Genomic DNA, 23800 nt, shown 5'->3' on the forward strand with positions numbered 1-23800 from the left:
ATTATGAACGAAAATGAAACCCGTTGCCTGTCGCTTCTTCGTGATGCAGATCGGGATAGATATATTAGCGTGCTTTACGCGCCTGAGGGCAAGCGCGGTCCTCTCGCCGCACTTTTTGCTTTCAACGCAGAAGTCGCCCGCATTCGGGATATTGTGCATGATCCGTTACCGGGCGAAGTGCGTCTGCAATGGTGGCGTGATCTTATCAATGGGGAGGCGAGGGGAAGCGCTGAAGCCAGCCCAGTTGCAGCCGCTTTAATGGACGCGATTAAAAATTATGATCTTCCCCGCCAAGCTTTCGACAATTATTGCGAAGCGCGGATTTTCGATCTTTATGATGATCCCATGCCTGATCGAAGCCATCTTGAGGGCTATTGTGGCGAAACAGCATCTGTCATGATGCAGCTAGCTGGCTTGATCCTGGATCGCGATGCAGCTCAAGCCTATAGTGATGCTTTTGGACATGCGGGCGTTGCACAAGCGGTTACGGGTTTTTTGCGTCTTTTACCTATCCATAGGCAGAGGGGGCAAGTCTATGTACCTGCAGACATGATGCGGGCAGTTGGTGTCACCCGTGAAGAGTTTCTGTCCAATCAGGATCGGTCATCACATGAGCGTGTGATCCGGGTCATGACTGCATTTGCCCATGAACATTTTGATCTTTATGCGAAAGCGAAGGTGGATTTACCGAAAACGCTGAAGCCAGCATTTCTGCCCATGGCTCTTGTTCCGGCCTATTTGAAGGCGATTGAACAGCTTGGAGCTGATGCAGCTTCGCGTGTGGCCGATTTCTCGGCCATACGCAAACAATGGTTGCTATTGCGCGCTGCTTTTAATTGATATTGACGCGCCGTCTTCAAGCCACTTGCGGAAATCTGCAAGCGCACGCGCTGAGAGTGCGTGCTTCTTGGCAATGGATTTTTCTTTGCCGCGCAGCCGTTTGCCTTCTGGTTTCACAATCTCAACCGGCGGAAAAAGCCCGAAATTGATATTCATAGGTTGAAACGACCTTTTTCCCGGCTCGTCATCGGCAACAAGATGTCCGCCGGTAATATGGCCAAGCAGCGCTCCGAAAGCAGTGGTGGGCGGTGGAGGGGTGATCTCCGCGCCGTGTTTTTCGGCTGCGGTAAAACGTCCCGCAAGAAGGCCAATTGCCGATGATTCTACATAGCCTTCGCAACCGGTAATTTGTCCTGCAAAGCGCAATGAAGGCCGAGATTTTAGACGTAACATCTTATCCAACAAGACCGGCGAGTTGAGATAAGTATTGCGATGGAGGCCGCCTAACCGTGCAAATTCGGCATTTTCCAGCCCAGGTATCATGCGAAAAATATTGGTTTGCGCGCCATATTTAAGCTTGGTCTGAAAACCGACCATATTATAGAGCGTGCCCAAAGCATTATCTTGACGCAATTGGACCACCGCATATGGCTTAACCGTCGGATTATGCGCATTGGTCAGCCCCATTGGCTTCATCGGTCCGTGTCTAAGGGTCTCGGAACCGCGCTCCGCCATTATTTCGATTGGAAGACAACCGTCGAAATAGGGCGTCCCTTCCCAATCCTTGAAATCAGTCTTTTCACCTTCAATAAGAGCAGCGATAAATGCTTCATATTGCTCCTTGTCCAAAGGGCAATTGATATAATCCTTACCCGTTCCGCCGGGGCCAACTTTATCATAACGTGATTGGAACCAGCACACATCCATATTGATGGAATCAAAATGGATGATCGGCGCAATTGCGTCAAAGAACGCAAGCGCATCTGAATCCGTATGTGTACTGATGCTCTCGGCTAATGCAGGTGCTGTAAGCGGTCCGGTCGAGATAATAGTGGTTCCCCATTCTTCGGGAGGGAGCCCAACAACTTCTTCCCGCACAATGGTAACGAGCGGATGCGCTTCCAACTTGTCAGTGACTGCTTGCGCAAAACCTTCTCGATCAACGGCTAGCGCGCCACCGGCAGGAACCTGGTGCGCATCGGCACATGCCATGATCAATGAGTCTGCCATGCGCATTTCTGCGTGCAGAACTCCAACAGCATTTGATTGAGCATCATCTGACCGGAAAGAGTTTGAGCAGACGAGCTCTGCTAATTTTTCGGTCTTATGCGCATCTGTGCCCCTAACGGGCCGCATTTCGTGCAAAATGACAGGGATGCCGGATTGGGCAATTTGCCATGCAGCTTCGGAGCCTGCGAGGCCGCCACCGACAATATGAACAGGGGACGAAGTTTTAATTTTTGACATGACGCTTCCTTATCCCCTTTAAACTTTGTCTTCAATGGAAAGCTCAAATGACATCGCCAAAAACAAATGGCACTCGTCGCGGAAGGGCGACGAGTGCCATTAATGTAAGACCGGTAGTTTGGGAGGAGAAAACCGGTCTCGGTATCGCAAAACTGGGAGGAAATTTTGCGATAATCGGGTCTGATGGGAGGAGTGCCAGACCCGGAAAAAGAATTCTTTGATTAACGCTGCCTGGACTGACGAGCAACGTATGGAATGTCGCCGCGGGAGATGCCAAGGTCATTAAGTTCGCGCGTTGAGAGCTGATTCAGCTCATTTACGGTTTCGCGGTAACGGCGCCAGTTATTGAAAGAGCGTACAAGGTTCATCGTGTTATTCCTTCATCGTTGAGGAACTGTTCTGTTCATTTCGTTTTGTATGGCCAGTATATAACTCATTGTTTTTAAAGTGAGTAGAGCCGCGAATGCATAGCTGCTTTGCGAGTGTTGCAGGCCGCTATAAAACGATTAAAGTTGCAGAGCACAATTTTGTCGTAAACTATTTTCGCTAACTCTTTGCCGTTGCGTCAGTTTTCTGTATGTTCTCCATCATTTAGAAAACTTGCTGCGAGAAGCGGCCTGACAGTCAGGAGCTGATTTGTCGTTTTCCTTTTCCGTCGAGCGACTCGTTGATAGGTGGTGGCGAGAAGGCCTCATTGATGACGCGACAGCTTCGCGTCTTCGCGCTGATTTAGAAAAGCGCGCACCCTATTTCAGTCTTGGAGCTGTGCTCGCCACATTGGGCGGCTTGCTGCTAGGCGCTGCGGTCATAATGCTCGTTGCTGCCAATTGGCAGGAAATTCCACGGCTGATGCGCATCGGGCTCATAGTCATGCTTATCTGGGCAAGCTATCTAGGCGGCGCGTGGCGACAATCGCTCGGTGAAAGGATTATTCCGACAGCGCTGTATATTTTGGGAGCTGCATCTTTCGGTGCCGGGATCGCTTTAGTTGGTCAAATGTACCATTTGTCCGGAGATGGCCATTTCGCAGCATTGATTTGGGCTGGAGGCGTTCTCGCATCAGCATTTTTATTGCGAGCTCCGATACTGGCTGCGGTAGGGGCGGGCATTGCACTGTTTTATCTTGCCACTCACATATTCGACCAATCTTACGGCGATTTGGATTATATTTGGGCGGGTCCGTTACTCGCTTTCGTCAGTGCCGCTGCAGCATTGTTCACCAACTCGCGGCCTGCTGCCCATTTTGTTGCTCTATTTGTGATCAGCTGGGCCTTGATGATTTATAGCAAGAATGAAAGCGGTTGGGTGCTCACTATCATGATCATCGTTGGGATAGCTCTGATGTTGGCGGATGCTTTTGCCCACCGCAAACTTCAAGATATGACCCGATTTGCTCACCCCTTGGCTTCATATGGTCTGCTTCTGACAATCGCGGCGTTGGGTGTCTTTCAGATGGATCAGTTCGTTTCGTCAATATTTGATAGCTCAATCTCGGCCGACATATTATTTGCTATCCTGATTCTCGTTCTTTCGGTCGCTGCCTTGGCATTGTGCGGCCGTGACAATGGCGGTTTACGCACCATCGCCTATGCGGCATTTTCTATTGAAGTTCTGTATCTTGCATTCGAGACGGTGGGAACCATGATTGGAACGTCCGGCTTTTTCCTCACAGCAGGGATAATCGTCTTACTGCTTGCCGCCTTTGTCCGGCGAATGGAGAAACGCTTCAGCCGCCGCCGCCAAACCGAGGCTTCTCATGCTTAGTCGTAACCGGAAACGGCTTTATATTGGGGCAGTTCTGGCCGCATTACTGCAAACAGGCGTTCTGTTCGGAGCGGTTGAAAAGCGTGCATATATATTGCGTGGCGGTCAGGAAGTGGTTTTACAGACCGAACCGGTTGACCCTCGGGACCTTATGCGGGGCGACTATGTCACTCTACGGTATCAAATATCATCGATTAAGCGCGATGCCATTCGGGGCGTACCCGCCGCAGGAGACCGCAATCTTTACGTTGCAGTAAAACCCGATGGCGATGGGTTTGCGCAGTTTTCACGGGCGGCATTCGCACCATTCACAGATTTAAGTGACGGTGAAGTTCAGTTGCGTGGGAAGGCGGTTAATACCATTCCAAATGCTTCGGGCGCTATTATCGGCGTTCTTTATGGGATTGAACGCTATTACGTTCCCGAAGGCGAGGGGCGCCGAGTCGAGCGGGCTCAGCAGGCAAAAAGGATTACTGCCGTCGTGGCGGTTGATCCCGACGGGCATGCCGTTTTAAAGTCGTTGCGTGATAATGGACGTCAACTTTATGCAGAACCGCTTTATTGATGGTTTAAAAGGGCTTGGCTAATCCATTCGGACGATATAAGAGAGGCACGAAGCTGCGAAGCGTGGTCAAATCGGACCGGTTGAAAGAAAACATGTCTGTCATAAAGTTCAGATTGGCTTTTTTCCTTTGAACCGGCAAAGTTGAGTGATATAGAGACGCGCGCTTTCGAAGGCGGTTTGATATTTGAGAGAGATTTACGACGTTGGTTTCAACGATTGTCTCTCAGATGCGGATGTGGCGAAATTGGTAGACGCACCAGATTTAGGTTCTGGCGGGAAACCGTGGGGGTTCGAGTCCCTCCATCCGCACCAACTGCCCTAGGCAAAGGAATTTCTTTCCCGCGACGAGGCAAGCTAAGCCATTTTCGGCGGGACAATGACAGAAGTGAAGGTTTGACATGCAGGTTACTGAAACGCTCAACGAAGGGCTGAAGCGCGAGATTAAAGTCGTGGTTCCGGCCGGAGATCTCGAAGCCAAGCTCGGTGAGCGGCTCGAATCTGCTCGCAGTAAGGCGCGCATTAACGGCTTCCGTCCTGGCAAGGTGCCTGTGTCGCATCTGCGCAAAATGTATGGCAAGTCCTTCATGGCCGAGATTGTCAACGAAATTCTAAACGAATCTTCGCGGTCGATTCTTGCTGAGCGCAATGAAAAATCTGCCACTCAGCCAGAAGTCATCATGTCGGAAGATGAGAAAGAGGCAGAATTGGTGCTTGATGGTAAGGCCGATTTTGTTTTCTCGCTCAACTATGAAGTTCTGCCTGCAATCGAAATTAAAGACTTCTCCAAGATCGAAGTCACACGCGAAGTTGTAGACATCCCTGAAGAAGAAGTCGACGAGCAGGTCAAGCGCATCGCATCCTCCGCCCGCACTTTTGAGCCAAAGAAGGGCAAAGCTGGCAATGATGATCGTGTTACGATCGATTATCTCGGCAAAATTGATGGCGAGCCTTTTGAAGGCGGTGCCGACAATGATGCGCAGCTTATCCTTGGCTCAGGCCAATTCATTCCGGGTTTTGAAGAGCAGCTCGTTGGCGTCAAAGCTGGAGATGAAAAGACCATCAATGTAACCTTCCCAGCTGATTATGGTGCGACGCATCTTGCTGGCAAGGAAGCTACTTTTGACATCAAGGTCAAGGAAGTTGCGAAGGCAACTGAGCAGGAACTCAACGACGAAACGGCCAAAAAACTTGGCATCGAATCACTTGAGCGTCTTCGTGAAATCGTTCGTGAGCAGATCGAAAGTCAATATGGTCAGATCACGCGTCAGAAGGTAAAGCGCCAGATTCTGGATGCTTTGGATAATGACTATCAGTTTGAAACGCCGCAGAAGCTTGTTGATGCTGAATTCAACAATATCTGGCAGCAGATTAATTTCGATCTGCAGCAGGCTGGTCGCACTTTCGAAGATGAAGAAACTACGGAAGAAGCTGCTCGCGAAGAATATCGCAAGCTTGCTGAACGTCGTGTACGTCTTGGACTGGTTCTTTCTGAAATCGGCGAAAAGGCTGGTGTAGAAGTTTCGGAAGAAGAATTGCAGCGCGCAGTTTACGATCAGGTTCGCCGTTATCCCGGTCAGGAAAAGGAAATTTACGAATTCCTTCGCAAGACGCCTGATGCGGTAGCCAATTTGCGGGCGCCGATTTTTGAAGAAAAAGTCGTTGATCATTTGCTGGCCAACATCAAAGTAACCGATAAAAAAGTTTCGAAAGAAGAACTGACAGCTGAAGAAGACGAAGTAGCGACTGAAGCAAAGCCTGCGAAAAAGGCCGCGCCAAAAAAGAAAGCCGCTCCTAAGAAAAAAGCTGAAGCCGCCAAAACTGAAGAAAAAAAATCGGACGAAGCATAAGTCATACCGATTGAAATCATACGGAAGGGCCGCGCTTTGCGCGGCCTTTTCGTTCCAATAAGCCTAAAAGCTTGCATCGCTAGGGGCTTTGTTCTAGCGAATATACATTCAGTTTTTACACAATTGACGAGCCAAAATGTCCCTTATCGATACGCGCACGCCTGAACCCAAACGTTTCATTTCCGGAGCTACCGGCGACTGGGAAGTCGTCATTGGTATGGAGGTCCACGCACAGGTCACGTCCGAGTCGAAGCTGTTTTCGGGTGCTTCCACGGCGTTTGGATCTGAGCCGAATTCTAACGTCTCTTTGGTGGATGCCGCAATGCCCGGCATGCTGCCAGTGTTGAATATGGAATGCGTAAAACAAGCGGTTCGCACTGGCCTTGGTCTCAAAGCGCAGATCAATCTTAAGTCAGTTTTTGACCGTAAGAACTATTTCTATCCCGATCTACCACAAGGTTATCAGATTTCGCAGTTCAAACAGCCAATCGTTGGCGAAGGCAAGATTATGATCTCTGTCGGACCCGATAATAAGGGTCAGTTTGAAGATGTGGAAATTGGGATTGAACGTCTGCATCTCGAGCAAGATGCCGGCAAATCTATGCATGACCAGCACCCAACAATGTCCTATGTCGATCTAAATCGGTCTGGTGTGGCGTTGATGGAAATCGTTTCCAAGCCCGATATGCGGTCATCTGATGAAGCACGCGCCTATTTGACCAAATTGCGGACAATTCTTCGCTATCTTGGCACCTGTGACGGCAATATGGATGAAGGCTCAATGCGGGCTGACGTTAACGTATCCGTTCGGCGTCCTGGCGAAGAATTTGGCACACGCTGCGAAATTAAGAACGTAAATTCGATTCGCTTTGTTGGTCAGGCAATTGAATATGAAGCCCGTCGCCAGATCGCTATTTTGGAAGACGGTGGAACCATTGATCAGGAAACCCGTCTGTTTGATCCGGTAAAGGGCGAAACCCGATCCATGCGAACCAAAGAAGAAGCGCATGACTATCGTTATTTCCCTGATCCAGACCTGCTTCCGCTTGAGTTCGATCAGGCTTTCGTCGATGCGCTTGCTGCCGAATTGCCTGAACTTCCGGATGATAAAAAACAGCGCCTGATCGAAACGCAAGGTATTTCAGTCTATGACGCTTCGATCATCGTCACCGAAAAAGCCATTGCAGATTATTATGAATCTGTAGCCGATGGTCGTGATGGAAAGGCTGCTGCCAACTGGGTTATCAATGATTTGCTGGGCGCACTTAACAAAGCTGGCAAAAGCATTGAAGAATCGCCGATCAATCCCGAACAGCTTGGCGCAATCATTGATCTGATCAAGGAAGGCACGATTTCTGGTAAGATCGCAAAAGACCTCTTCGAAATCATCTGGAACGAGGGTGGTGATCCGAAGAAAGTCGTAGAAGAACGCGGCATGAAACAGGTAACCGATACCGGCGCTATCGAAAAAGCTGTTGATGACGTTATCGCTGCCAATCCTGAGAAGGTTGAACAAGCCAAGGTTAAGCCTGCGCTTGCTGGTTGGTTCGTTGGACAGGTTATGAAGGCCACAGGCGGCAAGGCTAATCCTCAGGCAGTTAATGAACTGGTCAAAAACAAGCTCGGGATAGAAGAATAATGTGGGTTCGGAGTGCCAGTGTGTCTGATCTGCAAGCAGTCCATAAGCTGCTATTAGAAACCTGGCACGCCACCTATGATGATATATTGGGCCGAGAAATGGTAACGGATGTTACCAATCAGTGGCATTCCCTAGCTGTACTACAAAAGAATCTGAGCAAACCATATTCCGAATTTGTTGTTGCAGACGATGGCGAAGGCCGGATTGTCGGCATGGCCTTTGCCAGACAGAGTGAAAAGAATAGGGCGTTTTTGCATCAATTATATGTGCTTCCAGAATCCCAACTCCAGGGTATCGGCACAATGCTTCTCTCCGAGGTGGAAATGGCCTTTCCCGATGTAAGCAGCATCCGGCTTGAAGCAATTGAACGAAATGAACGCGCTATTCGCTTTTTTGAGCAAAAAGACTATAAACGTGTAGATCGCAATGAAGATTGGGGCAGTGTCACCAGCAAAGAGCCAGTGCTGATCTTGGAAAAACAGCTGTCAAGCTGGAGTATCTAGCTGATCACTCGTAATCGCGGCAACTTGCCTCTTGCTTCACTAAAAAGCACGCGGCATAAGAAATGCAAATCCGGCGACTTTTCGCCCGGGGAAAATACGGATCTGGATAGGTCATGAAAAAATTTATTACGCAGTTCTTCACTTGGTGGAACGGCCAGACACTCGGAACCCGCTTTCATACTTGGCGCAAAGGTGAACGCGTAGGCGAAGATGAGTATGGTAATGTGTATTATCAGGGCGGCAAGGATTCAGAAGGTCGTACGCGTCGCTGGGTGATTTTCAACGGTTACTCTGAAGCCAGTGCTATTCCTGCTGGCTGGAACGGTTGGATACATCATCGGGTCGACACACCACCAAGCAAAGAGGACTATAAGCCGCGTGAGTGGCAGAAGCCTCACTTGCAGAATTTGACAGGCACGCCTTACGCTTATCGGCCGAAAGGTGCCATCGCAATGCCAGGCACACAGCCAGCCGAACGGCCACGTGTAACGGGTGAGTATGACGCCTGGACGCCGGGTAACTGATAACATTCTAGTCCGGCGGCTTGTTGTTTGCCGGACTTTGCCTTTCTAGCGATAAAGCTTTGAGGACAAACGGATCGGATTGTCTTTGATAGCGCATTGTTGCTTGCGAGCCGGCCACGAATCGTCACATTTGATCTCTAGAATCCAATCCAGCTTAAACTTTAACTATTTTGAGGCGGATTTCCGTTTTGACGAAGCATAGTTCCGGCATAGCAATTAAAAACGGCAGCGGATTTTATAAGACAGCGCAAATTATTTTACTTGCTCTCACCGCAGCCAGTGCAAGCTTAAATATGGCCTATGCGGAACGGATTTCCAATCCAGTTGCTGAGTTCTCTGGGCTCGATAAAATCACCGGTCGTATCACGACTTTTGACGTGTATATAGATGAAACTGTCCAGTTTGGTGCTTTACAGGTGACGCCGAAAGTCTGTTACAGCAGAACTGAGGATGAAGCGCCGCTTACCGACAGTTTTGTAGAAGTCGACGAGATCACGTTAGATCGAAAAATTCGAAGAATTTTCACCGGTTGGATGTTTGCCGACAGTCCCGGTCTTAACGCAGTTGAGCATCCGGTTTACGATGTCTGGTTAAAAAATTGTAAACAAAATTCGACGGTTCCTGCTCCCGCTTCAAGCCGTTAATTTCCCGCTATTTTATTTTTTATTCCTTCTTAAATTTCACCCTCGGTAGTTGGGGTTTTTATATCTCGCCGCATGGGATATTTAATTTTTGTGCTTATTTAAAGGAATAAAAATGAAAAAAATTGCGTTGAGTCTTATACTTGTAATTTCGGTTTGCGGTAGTTCCAATGCATCATCAACTGGTGCAAAGACGTCTTCTGGCAATGACTTTAAGCCGGACGATTCAATTTTGCGAAATTGGGCGATCATTAAATGCCAAGACATGATTCGTCAGGACAATGGAGAAGATATAGAGAAACTTAAGTATAATGCGATCGATCTGTCCCATTCATTTCGTGAAAGTCCAGCATTACATGACCGCTTTAACAGATGTGTGGATGAAACGCTCGAATTATTAAAGCGCCAGTATAGTTAGATTAACTTTAGTTGTATCTGACTTAATTTAGGCCATAAAAAACTGCACTGCTTTAAGTGTGTTTTCGAGAAGCTTCTCAATATTGCGCCAATTTCCACCGCACCAAAACGTCCAGGACGTGGTGCGGTGAATTCAACTCCAAATTCGCAAATTCCTGACATTTCATTTGCTCCTGGTAACGGGTGCAGGCAAAGTTCCACGGTTCCTGCTCCCGCTGCAAGCCGTTGATTTCCTGTTATTTTATTTTTAATTGTTCTTAAATTTCGCCCTAAGTAGTTGGGATTTTTATATCCTTCTACATGGGTTACTTTATTTGTTCTTATTTAAAGGATTGAAAATGGAGGATTAAAAATGAAAAAAATTGCGTTGAGCCTTATGCTTCTGATGCCGGTTTGCAGTAGCTCCATTGCATCATCAAGCGGTGTAGAGGCGTCTTCCGGCACTAATTTACAGCCGGATGAGGGAATCTTGCGAAATTGGGCGATTATTAAATGCCAAGAGGAGGTTCATGAGTATAACGGCGAAGATATGGAGAAAGTTAGGGACAATGCTATGGATCTGTCCTATTCATTTCGGGAAAATCCGGAATTACATGATCGCTTTAACAGATGCGTGGAGGAAGAACTACAAATGTTAAAGATCGAGTACAATATAAAATAATTTTAGCTGTATCTGTTTTAACTTAAGTCATAAAAAACGCACTGCTTTAAATGCGTTTTTGGTAGGTTTTCATTATCTTTATGCTCAATGTCCGCCGCGCCAAATCGCCCAGATCTGGTGCGGTGAATTTGCATCCAGCATCGCAAATGCCGACATTTGAGTGTGATAGGTCGATCCAATTTCGGAAACATCCCGTCCTCGGCCGAACAGGTTTTCCTTAAAAAATGCCCGTCCAATAGTAGCGCCGTATAGCCTGCCGAACAATTACTGCAGGGCGATTCCGATATGATCAAAAATTAACGGCAATGCTGAACAAGGGCAGGGAAGTTTTTAACATCACGTAGCACAAACTTCATCAAGCACGTGGCGAAGTCGTATAGATTTAATGCGATTGCGACCGCGCACAATTAACTTGTCTATATAGCTGGGATAATAGCAATCTAAGATAGCGCAAGTCATTTACTTGCTCGCGCCACCACAATGCAAAATTAAATATGGGTCCGTTGCAGGTAACTCCGCGAGCATTGCACAGCAAAGCTGGATGATATGGCGCTAATGCCAATTTATAGGTCGACAGGATCGGACTATATTGAACAATAGGAAGAATTTTAACTGTTGATGTGTGTAGATAGTCTTTTCCTTCGCTATATTTAATTTATATTTTAATTTTATTTTTCAATTTTATTCAATTACTGCCCTAAGGAATTGGTATTTTAAAATATTTGTACATGAACTATGTCGTTTTTGTATTTATTTAAAGGATTAAAAATGAAAAAAATTGCCTTAAGCCTTATGCTTGTAATGTCGGTTTGCACTATTGCTAAAGCATCACCAAATGATGCAAAGACATCTTCTAGTACTGAATCCAAATGGGACGTTACAGATTACCCAGCATGGGCAGTCTATATATGTCAAAACAGGGCTCATCAAGAAGTAGATCTTTGGGGAGACCCTGTACCTCATGGCCTTAATTTGCTCAACTCATTTGAAGATAAGCCAGAACTGCAAGAATTCTTTAAGAGATGTGTAGAAGAGCTGGTCGCAATAAATAAGCGTAACAATAGCTCGAAATAATTTTAGTTTTAGATGGCTTAACTCAGGCCATCAATAAGATTAAAAAACTGCACTGCTTTTAAGTGCATTTTCGAGAAGCTTCTCATAATCTTTACGCTCAATTTCCACCGCACCATATCGTTCAAGATGTGGTGTGGTGAATTGCGTGTCTAGCAAGACAAAGCCCTGGCGTTTGAGGTGAGAGACAAGATAGGCCAAACAGACTTTGGAAGCATCCCGCTCACGGCTAAACATGCTTTCGCCAAAAAATGCTCGTCCAAGTGTTACGCCGTACAGTCCGCCAACCAGTTGATCGTCCCTCCAAGCCTCGACCGTATGGCAATGGCCTAAATGGAACAGATTTATATAGGCATCACGGATAGGTTTATTGATCCAAGTACGTGATCGATCTCCTGTGCCGCTGGCACATCCGTCGATTACGCTGACGAAATCACTGTCAATTTTGATCTCAAATTTGTTCTGCCTGATGGTTTTGCGCAGGCTTCGGGGGATATGAAAATCATCTAACGGGATGATGCCCCGTTTTTCAGGTCGAACCCAAAAAACTTCTGGATCTTCGGCATCTTCCGACATTGGAAAAACGCCAGACGCATAGGCTCGCAGGAGCAGTTCCGGTGCGATCAAATATTCGTCCGGCAATGCTCCTGCAGCCAATTTATTTACAAACCTTTGTTATCGGTATTGCCAGCCAGATATTTCTCTAGCCAATGGATATCGTAATCGCCATTAGCAATATCTTGATTGCTAATCAGCTCTTGGAACAAGGGCAGAGTAGTTTTTACACCGTCTACCACAAATTCATCAAGCGCACGACGAAGACGCATCATACATTCGATGCGATTGCGACCATGCACAATGAGCTTGCCGATAAGGCTGTCATAATAGGGCGGAATTTTATAGCCCGAATAAACGCCTGAATCGACGCGTATGCCAAGCCCACCCGGTGTATGATAATGAGTAATCAAGCCCGGCGATGGAGTGAAGTTTCTGGGATCTTCAGCATTGATTCGACACTCGATTGCATGTCCAGAAAAACGAACATCTTTCTGTTGAACCGATAAGCCAAGCCCTGCTGCAACTCGGATTTGTTCGTGCACAAGATCGATCCCAGTAATGGCTTCTGTGATCGGGTGTTCCACCTGAAGACGCGTGTTCATTTCAATGAAATAGAACTCGCCATTTTCGTAAAGGAACTCAATTGTACCGGCGCCACGATAGCCTAATTCCGCGCAGGCTTTAGCACAAATCATGCCTATGCGATCACGTTCTTCGGCATTGAGTGCGGGGGAGTTTGCCTCCTCCCAGACTTTCTGGTGACGCCGTTGCAGTGAACAATCACGCTCACCTAGATGGATCGCGTTGCCCGCACCGTCACCCATAATTTGAACTTCAATATGGCGCGGTTTTTCGAGATATTTTTCGATATAAACCGCATCATCGCCAAATGCGGCACCTGCCTCGGTACGTGCTGTGGATAGAGCTACCGAAAGTTCCTCTTCGGAATGCGCAACTTTCATACCCCGGCCGCCGCCACCGGCTGACGCTTTGATGATGACAGGATACCCAATTTCCGAAGCAATTCGCTTTGCTTCACTTTCATCGGCTACTCCGCCTTCTGACCCCGGAACTACGGGAATACCGAGGCGTTTTGCGGTGCGCTTGGCCTCGATTTTATCGCCCATAACCCGGATATGAGAAGCGGTAGGCCCGATAAAAGTGATGTTATGTGCTTCGAGAATTTCGGCAAACTTGGCGTTTTCGGATAAAAATCCATAGCCTGGATGAATAGCATCCGCGCCGGTAATTTCACATGCCGCGACGATCTGATGAATGTTCAGATAGCTATCACGCGATGGAGGAGGCCCAATGCAAACGCTTTCATCGGCCAATCGCACATGCATGGCGTCAGCGTCTGCTGTCGAGTGAACGGCGACGGTCTTGATGCCCAGTTCCTTACAGGCTCTCAGCACACGAAGAGCAATTTCGCCACGGTTGGCTATGAGTATTTTTTGAAACATTACGTTTGCTGCCCGTTTCTTGAAAATGCCGGAGGTCGAATATGCAACTCGGTATTATTCGATGACGACGAGCGGTTCGCCGAACTCCACTGGCTGAGCGTCGGCCACCATAATGGCTTTCACCGTACCCGCGCGCGGTGCGGGAATAGCATTCATGGTTTTCATCGCTTCAATGATCAGAAGCGTCTGACCTTCTTTTACCTCAGTGCCAACTTCAATGAAATTGCGCGCACCCGGCGCGGGTGCAAGATAAGCGGTGCCAACCATAGGGGAGGGAACAGCGTTCTTCGCAACATCTGCTTTACTGGCTTCTGCAGCCGGAGCAGGGGCGGGGGCAGCAGCAGCTGGCGCTAGAGGTGCGGCGGCTGGCATGACCGTGGCAGCCGCCTGAACCTTAACCTTGCGCGATACGCGAATGCGCAAATCTCCATGCTCAACTTCAATATCAGTGAGATCGGTTTCGTTGAGAATATCCGCCAAGCCGCGGATGGTTTCCTTATCGATGACAGAGTTTTTATTGGACATATCAGGCCCCTTTTAAGCTTGCCCGTTGTTTTCTTCTTGTTTGGCAATTGCCGCGAGAGCGCGCAGGCCGAGCAGGTATCCTTCCGTGCCAAAACCGCAGATTACGCCTGTGGCGACTGCGGAGACATAGGAATGATGCCGGAACGCTTCACGCGCATGAATATTTGAAAGATGCACTTCTACTACAGTAACTTTAGCCGCGCGGATAGCATCATGGATCGCCACCGAAGTATGGCTATATGCGGCTGGATTGATCAACACATAGGCATTGAGACTACCTGCTTCCTGTATCCAGCTCACCAATTCGCCTTCATGATTGCTTTGACGAAACTCGATGGACAGGCCCAGACGTTCAGCTTCGCTTTTACAGCTCGCTTCAATGTCTTCGAGCGCCGCGCTGCCATATATTCCAGGCTCACGCTTCCCAAGAAGATTAAGATTGGGGCCATTCAAAACAAAAACTGTCTTTACCATAATCTGTTCACAATCGATGACGGACTTGATGAAAGTCGAATGCACTTCGCTTTCCATATAGAAGCACTGAATGCAAGTCTAAACCCTCTAATTCATAGCTTATGTTCAATCACAAGGGTTCTTAGCCGGTTTCCCTAACCTTTGGGAGGTCGCCTGAAAGATAAGGCCAGTTATTTCGATCGCTAAAAATCGAATATAAAGTCTCTCAAATAATTATATTAGAACCTTGCATTCAATTTTTTGCTTCTGCTCGTAAAGTCGCGATTCTGTCAATCAATTCAGCCGCTCCAACAGCGCCCGGAATGAGTTCACTACCGATGATATAAGAAGGGGTACCGGTGATGTTAAGCTGACTTGCAAGTTGGTATGTGTTTTCAAAGGCACTACGGATTACCGGATCTTGCATCTTATCGCGGAGCTGCTTTTCATCTGCACCCAATGCCACGGCATCAGCAATAGCGGAAGCCTCTGTTGCGCGTTCAGATTTGCTTAAAAGAAGATCATGAAACTCTGCATATTTTTCAGGCATCATCGATTTAAATGCCTGCGCAACCAGATGTGAGCGCATTGAATCAGGTCCCAAAATCGGAAATTCTTTCATGACAAAGCGAACGTTAGGATCGTTCTTCAAAATCGCTTGCATGTCGGGTAGGGCGCGCTTGCAGTACCCGCAATTATAATCAAAAAACTCGATGACGGTCACATCTGCGTCAGGATTACCGAAAACAACGTCATGCTCGGGATCGTAAAGCCTATCTTTGTTGGAAGCGATAATGTCAGCAATGTGAGCTTTCTCAGCCTCAGCCTGTTTAATCTCCAGCGCATGCTGCGCCTCGGCGATGATCTCTGGATTTTTTATAAGATAGTCACGGACAGTTTTCTCAATTGCGTCTCGCGACACGGAATCAGACATCGCCACTCTACTACGCTCGGCTGAGCTAGTGTTCGAGTGTGTGGCTCCGGCCTGATAGCCCAATAGTAACGAGCCGGCACCAATAAAAGCAGTCGCCACGGATGCTGAAATGATTTTTTTCATAAGTTCACTTTCTAGGATAAAAAACACGCACAATTAGGCAGTTAATATATCATTTTTGGGATTTTGTGTTGATAATATCCTGAGCACGTACCCAATCAGGCGAACCTGACTTCATTTGCTTTTGTGCCCGGATGGCGAAAATTTTCGCTTGTTGAAGACGACCTGAATAATAGTGCATATCTGCGGTTGCGAGATCTGCGCGCGCAATATCACCCGATTGACCATAGGCTTGCGCGAGATAGCCATAGCCGCCTGGAAATTCCGGATCGGACGCGATACCAGCTTTAATTTCCTTGATCGCAGTCGGCATATTAGCCTTGGTTCCGGTCAGCATTAATGCGCGACCCTGGCTCATCCGAAGTAGTGGTGATTTGCGCGGATCAAGAGAAACGGCCCTTTGAAAAGCTTTTGCCGCCTGTGCAGGGTCATTTGCTTTAATAAGGACGTCTCCGCGTAATTCATGCAAATACGGGTTTTTCGGCTGTTCTTTTAAAAGTGCATCGACTTTTGGCAGCGCCGAACGGGGCGAGCCATTAAGATAGGTCGTAATGGCACTTCCATAGCGAGCGGGGAAACCGCTTGGGCTATTTCGAGACATCCGTTGCAGTGCTCCCATATTGCCAGAATAAGCAGCAATTTTAGCGCGCACCATGTCATGGCGCGCTTGCAAGGCTGGTGGGTCTTTTTTATTAAAGTTCGGGCTTTTCTTGGCCAATTCTTCAAGATTTGCGATACGTTCACGCGGGAGCGGGTGGCTGACCCGATATTGGTCAATTTGTGTGCCCGAAAGAGACAGCGCTGAGGCAAAGCGAGCAAATGTGTCAAGCATTCCCTTGGCGGATTGGCCAGTTGCATTGAGATAATTAACGGCCAAACGGTCTGCCGTCATTTCTTCCGTGCGTTGATAATTAAGCAAGCCGCGCATAGCAAATTCCGAACTGCCCATGGCGATTCCGCCGCCAGCGCCTGCAGCAGCGCCACTACCAGCAGCTGCGCCTGCCACACCTGCACCAATGCCCAGAACAGCTCCAAGAACAGCCATGGTACGGGCACGGCTAAGCTGCTCGCGAAGCCGATGTTGATGACCGCCGGCAAGGTGGGCTGCTTCGTGGGCAATAACACCGATGATTTCATTTGGCGTTTCCGCCTGCATCAAAGCACCCGTATTGATGAAAATGCGACGACCATCAACGAACGCATTGAAGCTGGATGAGTTGACCAGAATGACCCGTACACCGCGCGTACTCAGGCCAGCTGCTTTCAAGATCGGCGTTGCATAATCTGAAACCAATGCTTCGATTTCGGCATCTCGAACAATGGGCACACTGCGCGATTGCGCGTCGGCCGGCAGAACATTGCTGGTCGCAATAGCGACCGCAGCAAAAACCGTTAGGGCCTTGCGTAAAACCCTGCCGGATAAAAATCTTCCGACCGTATTCGTTTTAGTTAGCATCCTATTGTTCCCATCATTGTGCCTATGAGTATCATTCTTATACCCTGCACATCGATTCATCGATAGAGCTGCACCTTTCTCAGTTTCGCTGTTGCTTTAGCAATCCGGCGATTATAGGGCGGGTATAGGTGACGCCTTAAACAGTTTGGAGACCGTCTTGAATATTCTGTCCAATCGCAGCGCAGTCGAACCATTCCACGCGATGGATGTGCTTGCCGAAGCCAATCGCCTTCGCGCCGCAGGCCATCCGGTTATTTCAATGGCTGTAGGTCAGCCAGCAGATCCCGCGCCCGCTCCAGTGCTTCAAGCAGCAGAGCGTGCGCTTAAAGATGGCCGTATAGGTTATACTAATGCGCTAGGCTTAAGTGAACTGCGCGAAGTCATCGCCGGTCACTATGCTGATTATTATGGCGTCAATATCTCTCCTGAACGCGTGGCGGTAACAACCGGGTCTTCGGCCGCATTTAACCTTGCTTTTCTGATTTATTTTGATCCCGGCGATCGTGTTGCTATCACCCGTCCGGGATATCCGGCCTATCGCAGCATATTAAGCGCACTTGGTCTTGAGGTCGTCGAGATCCCAACCGATCGGGACGGAAAGTTTTCAGCGTCGGCGCTGGCTGAAGCTCATGCACAGGTACCGTTGAAAGGAATCCTCTTCGCAAGTCCTGCCAATCCGACCGGTGCCGTTATCAACAAAGCAGATCAACAGGCCATTATTGAGACAGCGCATTCGCTCGGTATTCGGGTGATCTCAGACGAAATTTACCACCGGCTTTCTTATGAGATGGAAGATCTCACCGCTTTGCAAATCTCTGATAATGTAACCGTTATTAATTCATTTTCGAAATATTATTGCATGACGGGATGGCGAATCGGTTGGATGGTGCTCCCTAAAAGTGATGTGCGCGCAGTTGAACGGGTCGGACAAAGCCTTTACATCTCAGCGCCCGAATTATCACAGCGCGCTGCTATTGAAGCCTTTACTGCGACGGCAGAATTGGAGAAAGTCAAAGATCGTTATCGGCAGAACCGCGCGCTCTTGATGGAACGACTTCCCAAGATGGGACTTAAATTGGCTGCGCCTATGGATGGCGCCTTTTATGCCTATTGTGACGTTTCCCGTTTTACCAATGACAGCATGGAATTTGCTCGTCGGATGATCACAGATATCCACATTGCTGCTACACCGGGTAAGGATTTTGACCCTATCGATGGACACCGTACCATGCGGTTTTCATATGCTGGAAGCATTGATGAAATGCAGGAAGCTCTTCGCCGATTGGAGCAATGGCTTCCGCAGCAGCAGGCGTAATCTAATAACTTCGGTAAATATTAAGAAAACCGGCTGTTAGGCCGGTTTTCTGCTGTTTATTATAAGGCTCTTAAAAGAAACCTTTTTTCTGCCACCAACCGGTGCGCTTTGGCTTTTCTTCCTCGCCTTCGCTGGAGGTTTCTACCAATTCAGCAGGCTTCTCTTTCTCCAAAACTGAAGCTTTTTCACTTGATACGGGTTTAGCCTCTTCATCTATAGAGCTATCCGTAGCATCAGCTTCCGTCACCACGGCAGCTTTACGGGTGCGACGCGTGGGGCGAGCAGGCTGTTCGTCATCCAGTGCCGCAGCCGCTTCCGCCACCACTTCAGTCTCGCTCGGCTTTTTACGCGTACGTGTTTTGCGTACGGGTTTCACCGGCTCCTCGGCGCTTTCTGGTTCAACCGCATCAGTTTCCGATGCTGTCTTATCTTCCACACTAGCCGCCGCCTCGGTTTTCGCGGTGCGCCGCGTACGAGGTTTCCGCACCGGAGCGGCGGGTTTTACATCAGCCTCCACCGCAGCAGAAGTATCCGCCGCCTCAGTCACATCTGCTTTGGCATCTGTGTCCGCATCCGTAGATGGTTCAGCTTGCTCGCTGGGTTGCGTTTCGATTTCAATGCGAACCGGCTCGACTGTTTCTATCGTGTGAATTGTCGCCGATTGTTCCTGAACAGGAGTTTCGGGTTTCTCTGCTTCAACGGGCCAAACAGGAATATAGCCAACTGGCTCCGCATCAGGGACTCTTTGCATTCTAGCATCGTCATCGCGACGATTTTTTCTGCCGCCACGGCGACCCCGACGACGTTTCCGGCGTCTTTCTTCCTCGTTCTGATTGCTGGATGTTGCGCCAATATTGGTTTCTTCATCCGTTTCGTCAGAATCTCCATTCTCAGAATCTGTCTGTTCTGACTGATCGGCAGTCTCATGGTCACGCCCACCACGGCGACGACGGCGACGACGGCGCTTACGGTCATTCTCGTCGTTTTCCTTATCTGCCGTTTCACCGACAGATGCTGCGTCATCTTCTGCGTTGAAATCATCATCGATTGGAATATCCGGATCGTTCAGATCTTCTTCGCTATCGATTGGCTGGACCGGCCTATGCGTGATTGGGCGCGTGGATGGACCTGCTTTGTCAATTGCAAATTGTTGATGACCAACGCTTTCATCCGCATTGATGCTGATGGCTGCGCCGAAGCGACCTTCGAGATCCGCAAGCAACTGACGTTTGTGATTGAGTACGTATAAGGCTGATGTCGCTGGTGTGCGCACGACGATGTCATAGCCTGGATAGCGCAGGAGAAAATCTTCGATGCCGCGAATGATTTGCAACGCCATTGAGGAGTCTGACCGAATATGTCCTGCGCCACCGCAATGCGGGCAAATCTGCATAGTGCTTTCCAGCACCGATGCCCGAATCCGCTGACGCGACATTTCAAGAAGACCAAAATGCGAAATTCTGCCCACCTGAATGCGGGCACGGTCATCTTTGAGACATTCCTTAATCTTCTTTTCGACCGCGCGATTGTTGCGCTTTTCTTCCATGTCAATGAAATCGACAACAATCAGACCGGCCAAATCTCGCAGTCGCAATTGGCGTGCCACTTCTTCGGCTGCTTCCAGATTGGTTTGCAAAGCCGTGTCTTCAATCGAATGTTCACGTGTCGAGCGGCCAGAGTTCACATCAATCGCGACAAGAGCTTCTGTCTGATTTATGATCAGATAACCGCCGGATTTCAGCGTAACCTGCGGCTGTAACATTCGATCAAGCTGAGCTTCCAACCCATAACGGGTGAAAACAGGAACCGGGTCACGATAGGGCTGAACGACTTTGGCATGACTGGGCATCAACATACGCATGAAGTCTTTTGCTTCACGATAGCCGTTTTCACCCGCGACCAGAATTTCTGAAATGTCGCGATTATACAGGTCGCGAATAGACCGCTTAATGAGGCTGCCTTCTTCATAAACAAGGGTAGGCGCAGTCGATTGCAAGGTCAGCGTGCGGACATTTTCCCACAGCCGCATCAAATATTCATAGTCGCGCTTAACTTCAGCTTTGGTCCGATTGGCACCCGCTGTGCGCAAAATTACGCCCATGCCTTGCGGCACTTCGAGTTCTTTGACGATCTCTTTCAGGCGCTTGCGATCCTGAGGATTTGTGATCTTGCGAGAAATACCACCGCCGCGCGCTGTGTTTGGCATCAATACCGAATAGCGACCAGCAAGGGACAAATAAGTTGTTAGAGCCGCACCTTTATTGCCGCGCTCTTCCTTAACGACCTGCACCAGAATAATCTGGCGACGCTTGATAACTTCCTGAATATTATATTGGCGGCGATTGGTGCGGCGCGGCGTGGGCAGCTCTTCCAACGCGTCTTCGGAGCCGACCGATTCAACCAAATCATCTTCGCTGTCGCCATTATCGTCTGAATCATCATCGTCGCCATTCTGGCTTTCAATCACTTCAGACACGACATCAGCATTTTGCAAAAGGCTGATGGCTGGCGTTCCAGGTACGTAATTTTCAAAGGCTGGCCCAACAGGTTCTGCGGGTGGAACAGATTTTTCCGAGCCATTAGCGTATGAATCCCCATTCTGCTCGTCGCGACGACCCCGGCGACGACCACGGCGCGGCCGCTCGCTCTTATTGTTACGGGGTTCATCATCATCGTCTTCCCCATTTGCTGCATTAGCTTCAGCTTCGAGCAGTGCAAGACGATCCGCTAGCGGGATTTGATAATAGTCCGGATGAATTTCTGAGAAAGCGAGAAAACCGTGACGATTACCGCCATATTCGACGAAAGCGGCCTGAAGAGATGGCTCGACCCGCGTAACGCGTGCGAGATAGATGTTTCCCTTTAATTGTTTTTTATGTTCCGACTCAAAGTCAAATTCTTCAATCTTGTTACCGCGCGTAACGATGACGCGGGTTTCCTCCGGGTGGGAGGCATCGATAAGCATTTTGTTGGACATTAGTATCTTTCCTGCCGGAACCAGAACGCAAACCGCTAAGGCTCGATAAAGCCCCGTGGGCTGTCATCGTAACTGGGTTGCATCTGCCGGGTAATTTAAAGTTTGTCAGAACAAAGGCTAAGGACTTCGCGCGCGACGGCCTCGTGGCGATCACGGTCTTCAAGCTTGCGATGGTCGGTCTTAGTTGACCCATAGCTGTTCCGAACGAAACGACCTCGTAAATGACCCGAAAAAGCCGGGCCGACCTCTTTGCCCTTTTCGGGCGCTGGCGACAGCGCGTATTCATGCGCAGTCGGCCGATTAAAAAACGGAAGCGGCAGGGGCGCCGTATTCCGTCGAATTCTGTGTGGTTATCGGCATGGCGTTCTAAATTACGCCAAACTTTTGACAGCTAGTCCTTGCGGTATTCATGAAGAACCAGCAAATGATTCTGACTGCTATTCCGTAACCTAACTAAGCTTTTATGGTGTCGCTTCATCTATGACAAGTATGAATATCATTTCATGCGTCGATAGCTTTTCGCTTAAAACTGCCTTACAAAGCGGTATTCTGCGCCAGATCAGCGCAAAAGCGAGGATTGGCGGACGCGCATTAACCGAAGTTTTATATGGATTGTCTATGCTTGGGCTTGGAAGAAGAGGATGAATTTGACCTATGGGCTGATCCTAAACAGTTATTCCAACGAGATTTGACTGGGAATTTTATGGATTATCCGACTGAAAATAATGAAATAAAATTCAACTTAAGAGTACAAATTCTGTTTATTCTCACGCTTCTAGCATCATTTTTATCATTTTCAGGCGAAGCTAAAGCAGAAGGTGCTAATCCTTCATTATCCGCTTTCACCTATCGGATGGTGGGCGATGATTTGCGTATGCGCGTGGTCATTATGTTCGATAATGAACCGACATTTTCGACATTACTGCTCGACAATCCCCACCGGCTGGTGCTGGACATGCCCGAAACACGGTTTGGATTTGACGAAAAAAGTCTTGCTCCACGAGGAATGATTTCGCGTGTTCGATATGGCCTGGTCGGGCCGAACCGTTCGAGGCTGATCTTGACCTTTCGCGGTCCATTTAATGTCGAAACTATCCGCGTGACAAAAAATGAAGATGCCCCGGGCTACCAGCTAGTGGCCGATATCACCGCTACATCATCTGGTGAATTTGCCGCAAAAATTCAATCCCAACGCGATATAACAGGTTCGACTGAACGTGTGGCACCCCCGGTCGGAGTGAAAGCGGCTCTTGAACGCGATCCATCGCGGCCGTTTACGGTTATGATCGATCCCGGCCACGGCGGCATTGATAGCGGGGCCGAAAGCATAAGCGGCTTAATGGAGAAGAATCTAACACTTGCGTTTAGCCTGGAATTACGTGATCGATTGGCCCAGGAAGATGGAATTCGGGTGTTGATGACGCGGGATAACGACACTTTTCTGCGGCTGTCTGAACGGGTGCGCTTAGCGCGCGAAGAGGAAGCGGATCTGTTTATTTCCATTCACGCGGATACGGTTAATCAGCACGATATTCGCGGGGCAACTGTTTACACTATTTCGGATAAGGCTTCCGATGCGGTCGCACGGGCTATGGCTGAGCGTGAAAACAAGGCCGACAATGTTGCAGGCATTGTCGCAGAAGATTTTCCCGAGGTTGCGGACATCCTTCTGGATTTGACACGCCGCGAAACACATACATTTTCGCTTAGCTTTGCTGAAAAAGTAATTAGCCATCTTCGTGGAGAAATCAGCCTGATCAATAATCCGCACCGTTTTGCGGGATTTCAGGTGTTGCGTGCGCCCGATGTACCATCGGTTCTGATCGAAATCGGCTATTTATCGAACGCGCAGGACGAAAAATTGCTAAGCGATCCGCAGTGGCGTTATAAATTGGCGGATCGAATTGCACTGGCGGTTAAGGCCTTTAAAGCTTTCAGACGTCCATCACATCTTTCGAAAGGTTAGCCCAATATTTTATTATTATGTTTGGGAGACAAATTATCAGATGCAGCCATGCAACAGTTTCAACGTTTTTTAGCACCCACTGCCCTTGAAATGGGTTAAACTGGTAAAAACACCGAAACGATCTTGCCTTTGACGTATTTGGTGGTCACTAAGC

The 23800-nt window shown here is 48.6% G+C and carries 22 protein-coding genes and 1 tRNA gene; 14 read left to right on the forward strand and 9 right to left on the reverse strand.

Annotated elements, in window-relative coordinates; genetic code table 11:
• Positions 1–3: 3 nt before the first annotated feature.
• Positions 4–840, forward strand: a complete 837-nt coding sequence (locus tag C7374_RS09595) for a phytoene/squalene synthase family protein (RefSeq protein WP_111575411.1) — start codon at positions 4–6, stop codon at positions 838–840.
• Here C7374_RS09595 and trmFO read toward each other — a convergent pair.
• Positions 817–2247, reverse strand: coding sequence for a methylenetetrahydrofolate--tRNA-(uracil(54)-C(5))-methyltransferase (FADH(2)-oxidizing) TrmFO (gene trmFO / locus C7374_RS09600; protein WP_111575412.1), 1431 nt, complete (start codon positions 2245–2247; stop codon positions 817–819). The genes C7374_RS09595 and trmFO overlap by 24 nt on opposite strands.
• Positions 2248–2468: 221 nt before the next feature.
• On the reverse strand, positions 2469–2615 hold the full coding sequence (locus C7374_RS09605) for a DUF1127 domain-containing protein (RefSeq protein ID WP_111575413.1): 147 nt from the start codon (positions 2613–2615) through the stop codon (positions 2469–2471).
• A 268-nt stretch (positions 2616–2883) separates the two neighbouring features.
• Here C7374_RS09605 and C7374_RS09610 point away from each other — a divergent pair, with 268 nt between their 5' ends.
• From C7374_RS09610 to C7374_RS09660, 11 genes are all read left to right on the forward strand, one after another.
• Positions 2884–4011, forward strand: a complete 1128-nt coding sequence (locus C7374_RS09610; protein ID WP_111575414.1) for a DUF2157 domain-containing protein — start codon at positions 2884–2886, stop codon at positions 4009–4011.
• Complete coding sequence (locus C7374_RS09615; RefSeq protein ID WP_111575415.1) at positions 4004–4576, forward strand: GDYXXLXY domain-containing protein; 573 nt, start codon at positions 4004–4006, stop codon at positions 4574–4576. Before C7374_RS09610 ends, C7374_RS09615 begins: the two co-directional genes overlap by 8 nt.
• A gap of 229 nt (positions 4577–4805) precedes the next feature.
• Positions 4806–4888, forward strand: a tRNA-Leu gene (locus C7374_RS09620).
• Positions 4889–4974: 86 nt separating this feature from the next.
• The gene (tig, locus tag C7374_RS09625) at positions 4975–6423 is read left to right on the forward strand and encodes a trigger factor (RefSeq protein WP_111575416.1); all 1449 of its coding nucleotides are present in this window, start codon (positions 4975–4977) and stop codon (positions 6421–6423) included.
• A gap of 136 nt (positions 6424–6559) precedes the next feature.
• A complete protein-coding gene (gene gatB / locus C7374_RS09630; protein WP_111575417.1) occupies positions 6560–8062 on the forward strand; it encodes an Asp-tRNA(Asn)/Glu-tRNA(Gln) amidotransferase subunit GatB in 1503 nt (500 codons plus the stop codon).
• Positions 8062–8565 carry a GNAT family N-acetyltransferase gene (locus C7374_RS09635; RefSeq protein WP_111575418.1) on the forward strand — a complete coding sequence of 168 codons (504 nt, stop codon included), beginning with the start codon at positions 8062–8064 and terminating at the stop codon, positions 8563–8565. Before gatB ends, C7374_RS09635 begins: the two co-directional genes overlap by 1 nt.
• Positions 8566–8678: 113 nt before the next feature.
• Positions 8679–9089, forward strand: coding sequence for an NADH:ubiquinone oxidoreductase subunit NDUFA12 (locus tag C7374_RS09640; protein WP_111575419.1), 411 nt, complete (start codon positions 8679–8681; stop codon positions 9087–9089).
• 251 nt (positions 9090–9340) lie between these two features.
• Positions 9341–9733, forward strand: a complete 393-nt coding sequence (locus tag C7374_RS09645) for a DUF2155 domain-containing protein (protein WP_374850302.1) — start codon at positions 9341–9343, stop codon at positions 9731–9733.
• Between the two features lie 112 nt (positions 9734–9845).
• Entirely contained in the window at positions 9846–10148 is a 303-nt protein-coding gene (locus C7374_RS15820; protein ID WP_146612724.1) for a hypothetical protein, read from the forward strand.
• 351 nt (positions 10149–10499) lie between these two features.
• On the forward strand, positions 10500–10808 hold the full coding sequence (locus C7374_RS09655) for a hypothetical protein (RefSeq protein WP_111575422.1): 309 nt from the start codon (positions 10500–10502) through the stop codon (positions 10806–10808).
• Positions 10809–11576: 768 nt separating this feature from the next.
• Positions 11577–11882, forward strand: a complete 306-nt coding sequence (locus C7374_RS09660; protein WP_146612725.1) for a hypothetical protein — start codon at positions 11577–11579, stop codon at positions 11880–11882.
• A gap of 39 nt (positions 11883–11921) precedes the next feature.
• Here C7374_RS09660 and aat read toward each other — a convergent pair whose 3' ends face one another.
• From aat to C7374_RS09685, 6 genes are all read right to left on the reverse strand, one after another.
• Positions 11922–12491, reverse strand: coding sequence for a leucyl/phenylalanyl-tRNA--protein transferase (gene aat / locus C7374_RS09665; RefSeq protein WP_111575447.1), 570 nt, complete (start codon positions 12489–12491; stop codon positions 11922–11924).
• Positions 12492–12541: 50 nt separating this feature from the next.
• Positions 12542–13900 (reverse strand): acetyl-CoA carboxylase biotin carboxylase subunit, encoded by a 1359-nt coding sequence (gene accC, locus C7374_RS09670; protein WP_111575424.1) that lies wholly within the window; start codon positions 13898–13900, stop codon positions 12542–12544.
• Positions 13901–13954: 54 nt separating this feature from the next.
• Positions 13955–14425 carry an acetyl-CoA carboxylase biotin carboxyl carrier protein gene (accB, locus tag C7374_RS16260; protein ID WP_210205108.1) on the reverse strand — a complete coding sequence of 157 codons (471 nt, stop codon included), beginning with the start codon at positions 14423–14425 and terminating at the stop codon, positions 13955–13957.
• 12 nt (positions 14426–14437) lie between these two features.
• Positions 14438–14899: a type II 3-dehydroquinate dehydratase gene (aroQ, locus tag C7374_RS16265; protein ID WP_210205109.1), complete on the reverse strand. Its 462-nt coding sequence runs from the start codon at positions 14897–14899 to the stop codon at positions 14438–14440.
• 232 nt (positions 14900–15131) lie between these two features.
• Positions 15132–15935, reverse strand: a complete 804-nt coding sequence (locus C7374_RS09680) for a DsbA family protein (protein ID WP_111575425.1) — start codon at positions 15933–15935, stop codon at positions 15132–15134.
• 49 nt (positions 15936–15984) lie between these two features.
• A complete protein-coding gene (locus C7374_RS09685; RefSeq protein ID WP_111575426.1) occupies positions 15985–17388 on the reverse strand; it encodes a M48 family metalloprotease in 1404 nt (467 codons plus the stop codon).
• A gap of 157 nt (positions 17389–17545) precedes the next feature.
• Here C7374_RS09685 and C7374_RS09690 point away from each other — a divergent pair, with 157 nt between their 5' ends.
• Positions 17546–18703: a pyridoxal phosphate-dependent aminotransferase gene (locus tag C7374_RS09690; RefSeq protein ID WP_111575427.1), complete on the forward strand. Its 1158-nt coding sequence runs from the start codon at positions 17546–17548 to the stop codon at positions 18701–18703.
• Positions 18704–18773: 70 nt separating this feature from the next.
• Here the strand turns inward: C7374_RS09690 and C7374_RS09695 are convergent, their stop codons facing one another.
• Positions 18774–21680 carry an Rne/Rng family ribonuclease gene (locus tag C7374_RS09695; RefSeq protein WP_111575428.1) on the reverse strand — a complete coding sequence of 969 codons (2907 nt, stop codon included), beginning with the start codon at positions 21678–21680 and terminating at the stop codon, positions 18774–18776.
• A gap of 703 nt (positions 21681–22383) precedes the next feature.
• On the opposite strand from C7374_RS09695, the gene C7374_RS09700 reads away from it, so the two are divergent.
• Positions 22384–23646: an N-acetylmuramoyl-L-alanine amidase gene (locus C7374_RS09700; protein WP_111575448.1), complete on the forward strand. Its 1263-nt coding sequence runs from the start codon at positions 22384–22386 to the stop codon at positions 23644–23646.
• Positions 23647–23800: the final 154 nt, after the last annotated feature.

This window comes from Falsochrobactrum ovis, from assembly GCF_003259955.1.
Classification (GTDB): Bacteria; Pseudomonadota; Alphaproteobacteria; order Rhizobiales; family Rhizobiaceae; genus Brucella; species Brucella ovis_A.

What these genes read in the sequence shown, in the direction of transcription:
- C7374_RS09660 (WP_146612725.1), top strand. Translation starts at nt 11,577, where the DNA reads ATGAAAAAAATTGCCTTAAGCCTTATGCTTGTAATGTCGGTTTGCACT.
- gatB (WP_111575417.1), top strand. Translation starts at nt 6,560, where the DNA reads ATGTCCCTTATCGATACGCGCACGCCTGAACCCAAACGTTTCATTTCC.
- C7374_RS09635 (WP_111575418.1), top strand. Translation starts at nt 8,062, where the DNA reads ATGTGGGTTCGGAGTGCCAGTGTGTCTGATCTGCAAGCAGTCCATAAG.
- C7374_RS15820 (WP_146612724.1), top strand. Translation starts at nt 9,846, where the DNA reads ATGAAAAAAATTGCGTTGAGTCTTATACTTGTAATTTCGGTTTGCGGT.
- C7374_RS09680 (WP_111575425.1), bottom strand. Translation starts at nt 15,935, where the DNA reads ATGAAAAAAATCATTTCAGCATCCGTGGCGACTGCTTTTATTGGTGCC.
- C7374_RS09640 (WP_111575419.1), top strand. Translation starts at nt 8,679, where the DNA reads ATGAAAAAATTTATTACGCAGTTCTTCACTTGGTGGAACGGCCAGACA.
- C7374_RS09700 (WP_111575448.1), top strand. Translation starts at nt 22,384, where the DNA reads ATGGATTATCCGACTGAAAATAATGAAATAAAATTCAACTTAAGAGTA.
- aroQ (WP_210205109.1), bottom strand. Translation starts at nt 14,899, where the DNA reads ATGGTAAAGACAGTTTTTGTTTTGAATGGCCCCAATCTTAATCTTCTT.
- accC (WP_111575424.1), bottom strand. Translation starts at nt 13,900, where the DNA reads ATGTTTCAAAAAATACTCATAGCCAACCGTGGCGAAATTGCTCTTCGT.
- C7374_RS09655 (WP_111575422.1), top strand. Translation starts at nt 10,500, where the DNA reads ATGAAAAAAATTGCGTTGAGCCTTATGCTTCTGATGCCGGTTTGCAGT.
- trmFO (WP_111575412.1), bottom strand. Translation starts at nt 2,247, where the DNA reads ATGTCAAAAATTAAAACTTCGTCCCCTGTTCATATTGTCGGTGGCGGC.
- accB (WP_210205108.1), bottom strand. Translation starts at nt 14,425, where the DNA reads ATGTCCAATAAAAACTCTGTCATCGATAAGGAAACCATCCGCGGCTTG.
- C7374_RS09615 (WP_111575415.1), top strand. Translation starts at nt 4,004, where the DNA reads ATGCTTAGTCGTAACCGGAAACGGCTTTATATTGGGGCAGTTCTGGCC.
- C7374_RS09685 (WP_111575426.1), bottom strand. Translation starts at nt 17,388, where the DNA reads ATGCTAACTAAAACGAATACGGTCGGAAGATTTTTATCCGGCAGGGTT.
- C7374_RS09695 (WP_111575428.1), bottom strand. Translation starts at nt 21,680, where the DNA reads ATGTCCAACAAAATGCTTATCGATGCCTCCCACCCGGAGGAAACCCGC.
- C7374_RS09605 (WP_111575413.1), bottom strand. Translation starts at nt 2,615, where the DNA reads ATGAACCTTGTACGCTCTTTCAATAACTGGCGCCGTTACCGCGAAACC.
- C7374_RS09595 (WP_111575411.1), top strand. Translation starts at nt 4, where the DNA reads ATGAACGAAAATGAAACCCGTTGCCTGTCGCTTCTTCGTGATGCAGAT.
- tig (WP_111575416.1), top strand. Translation starts at nt 4,975, where the DNA reads ATGCAGGTTACTGAAACGCTCAACGAAGGGCTGAAGCGCGAGATTAAA.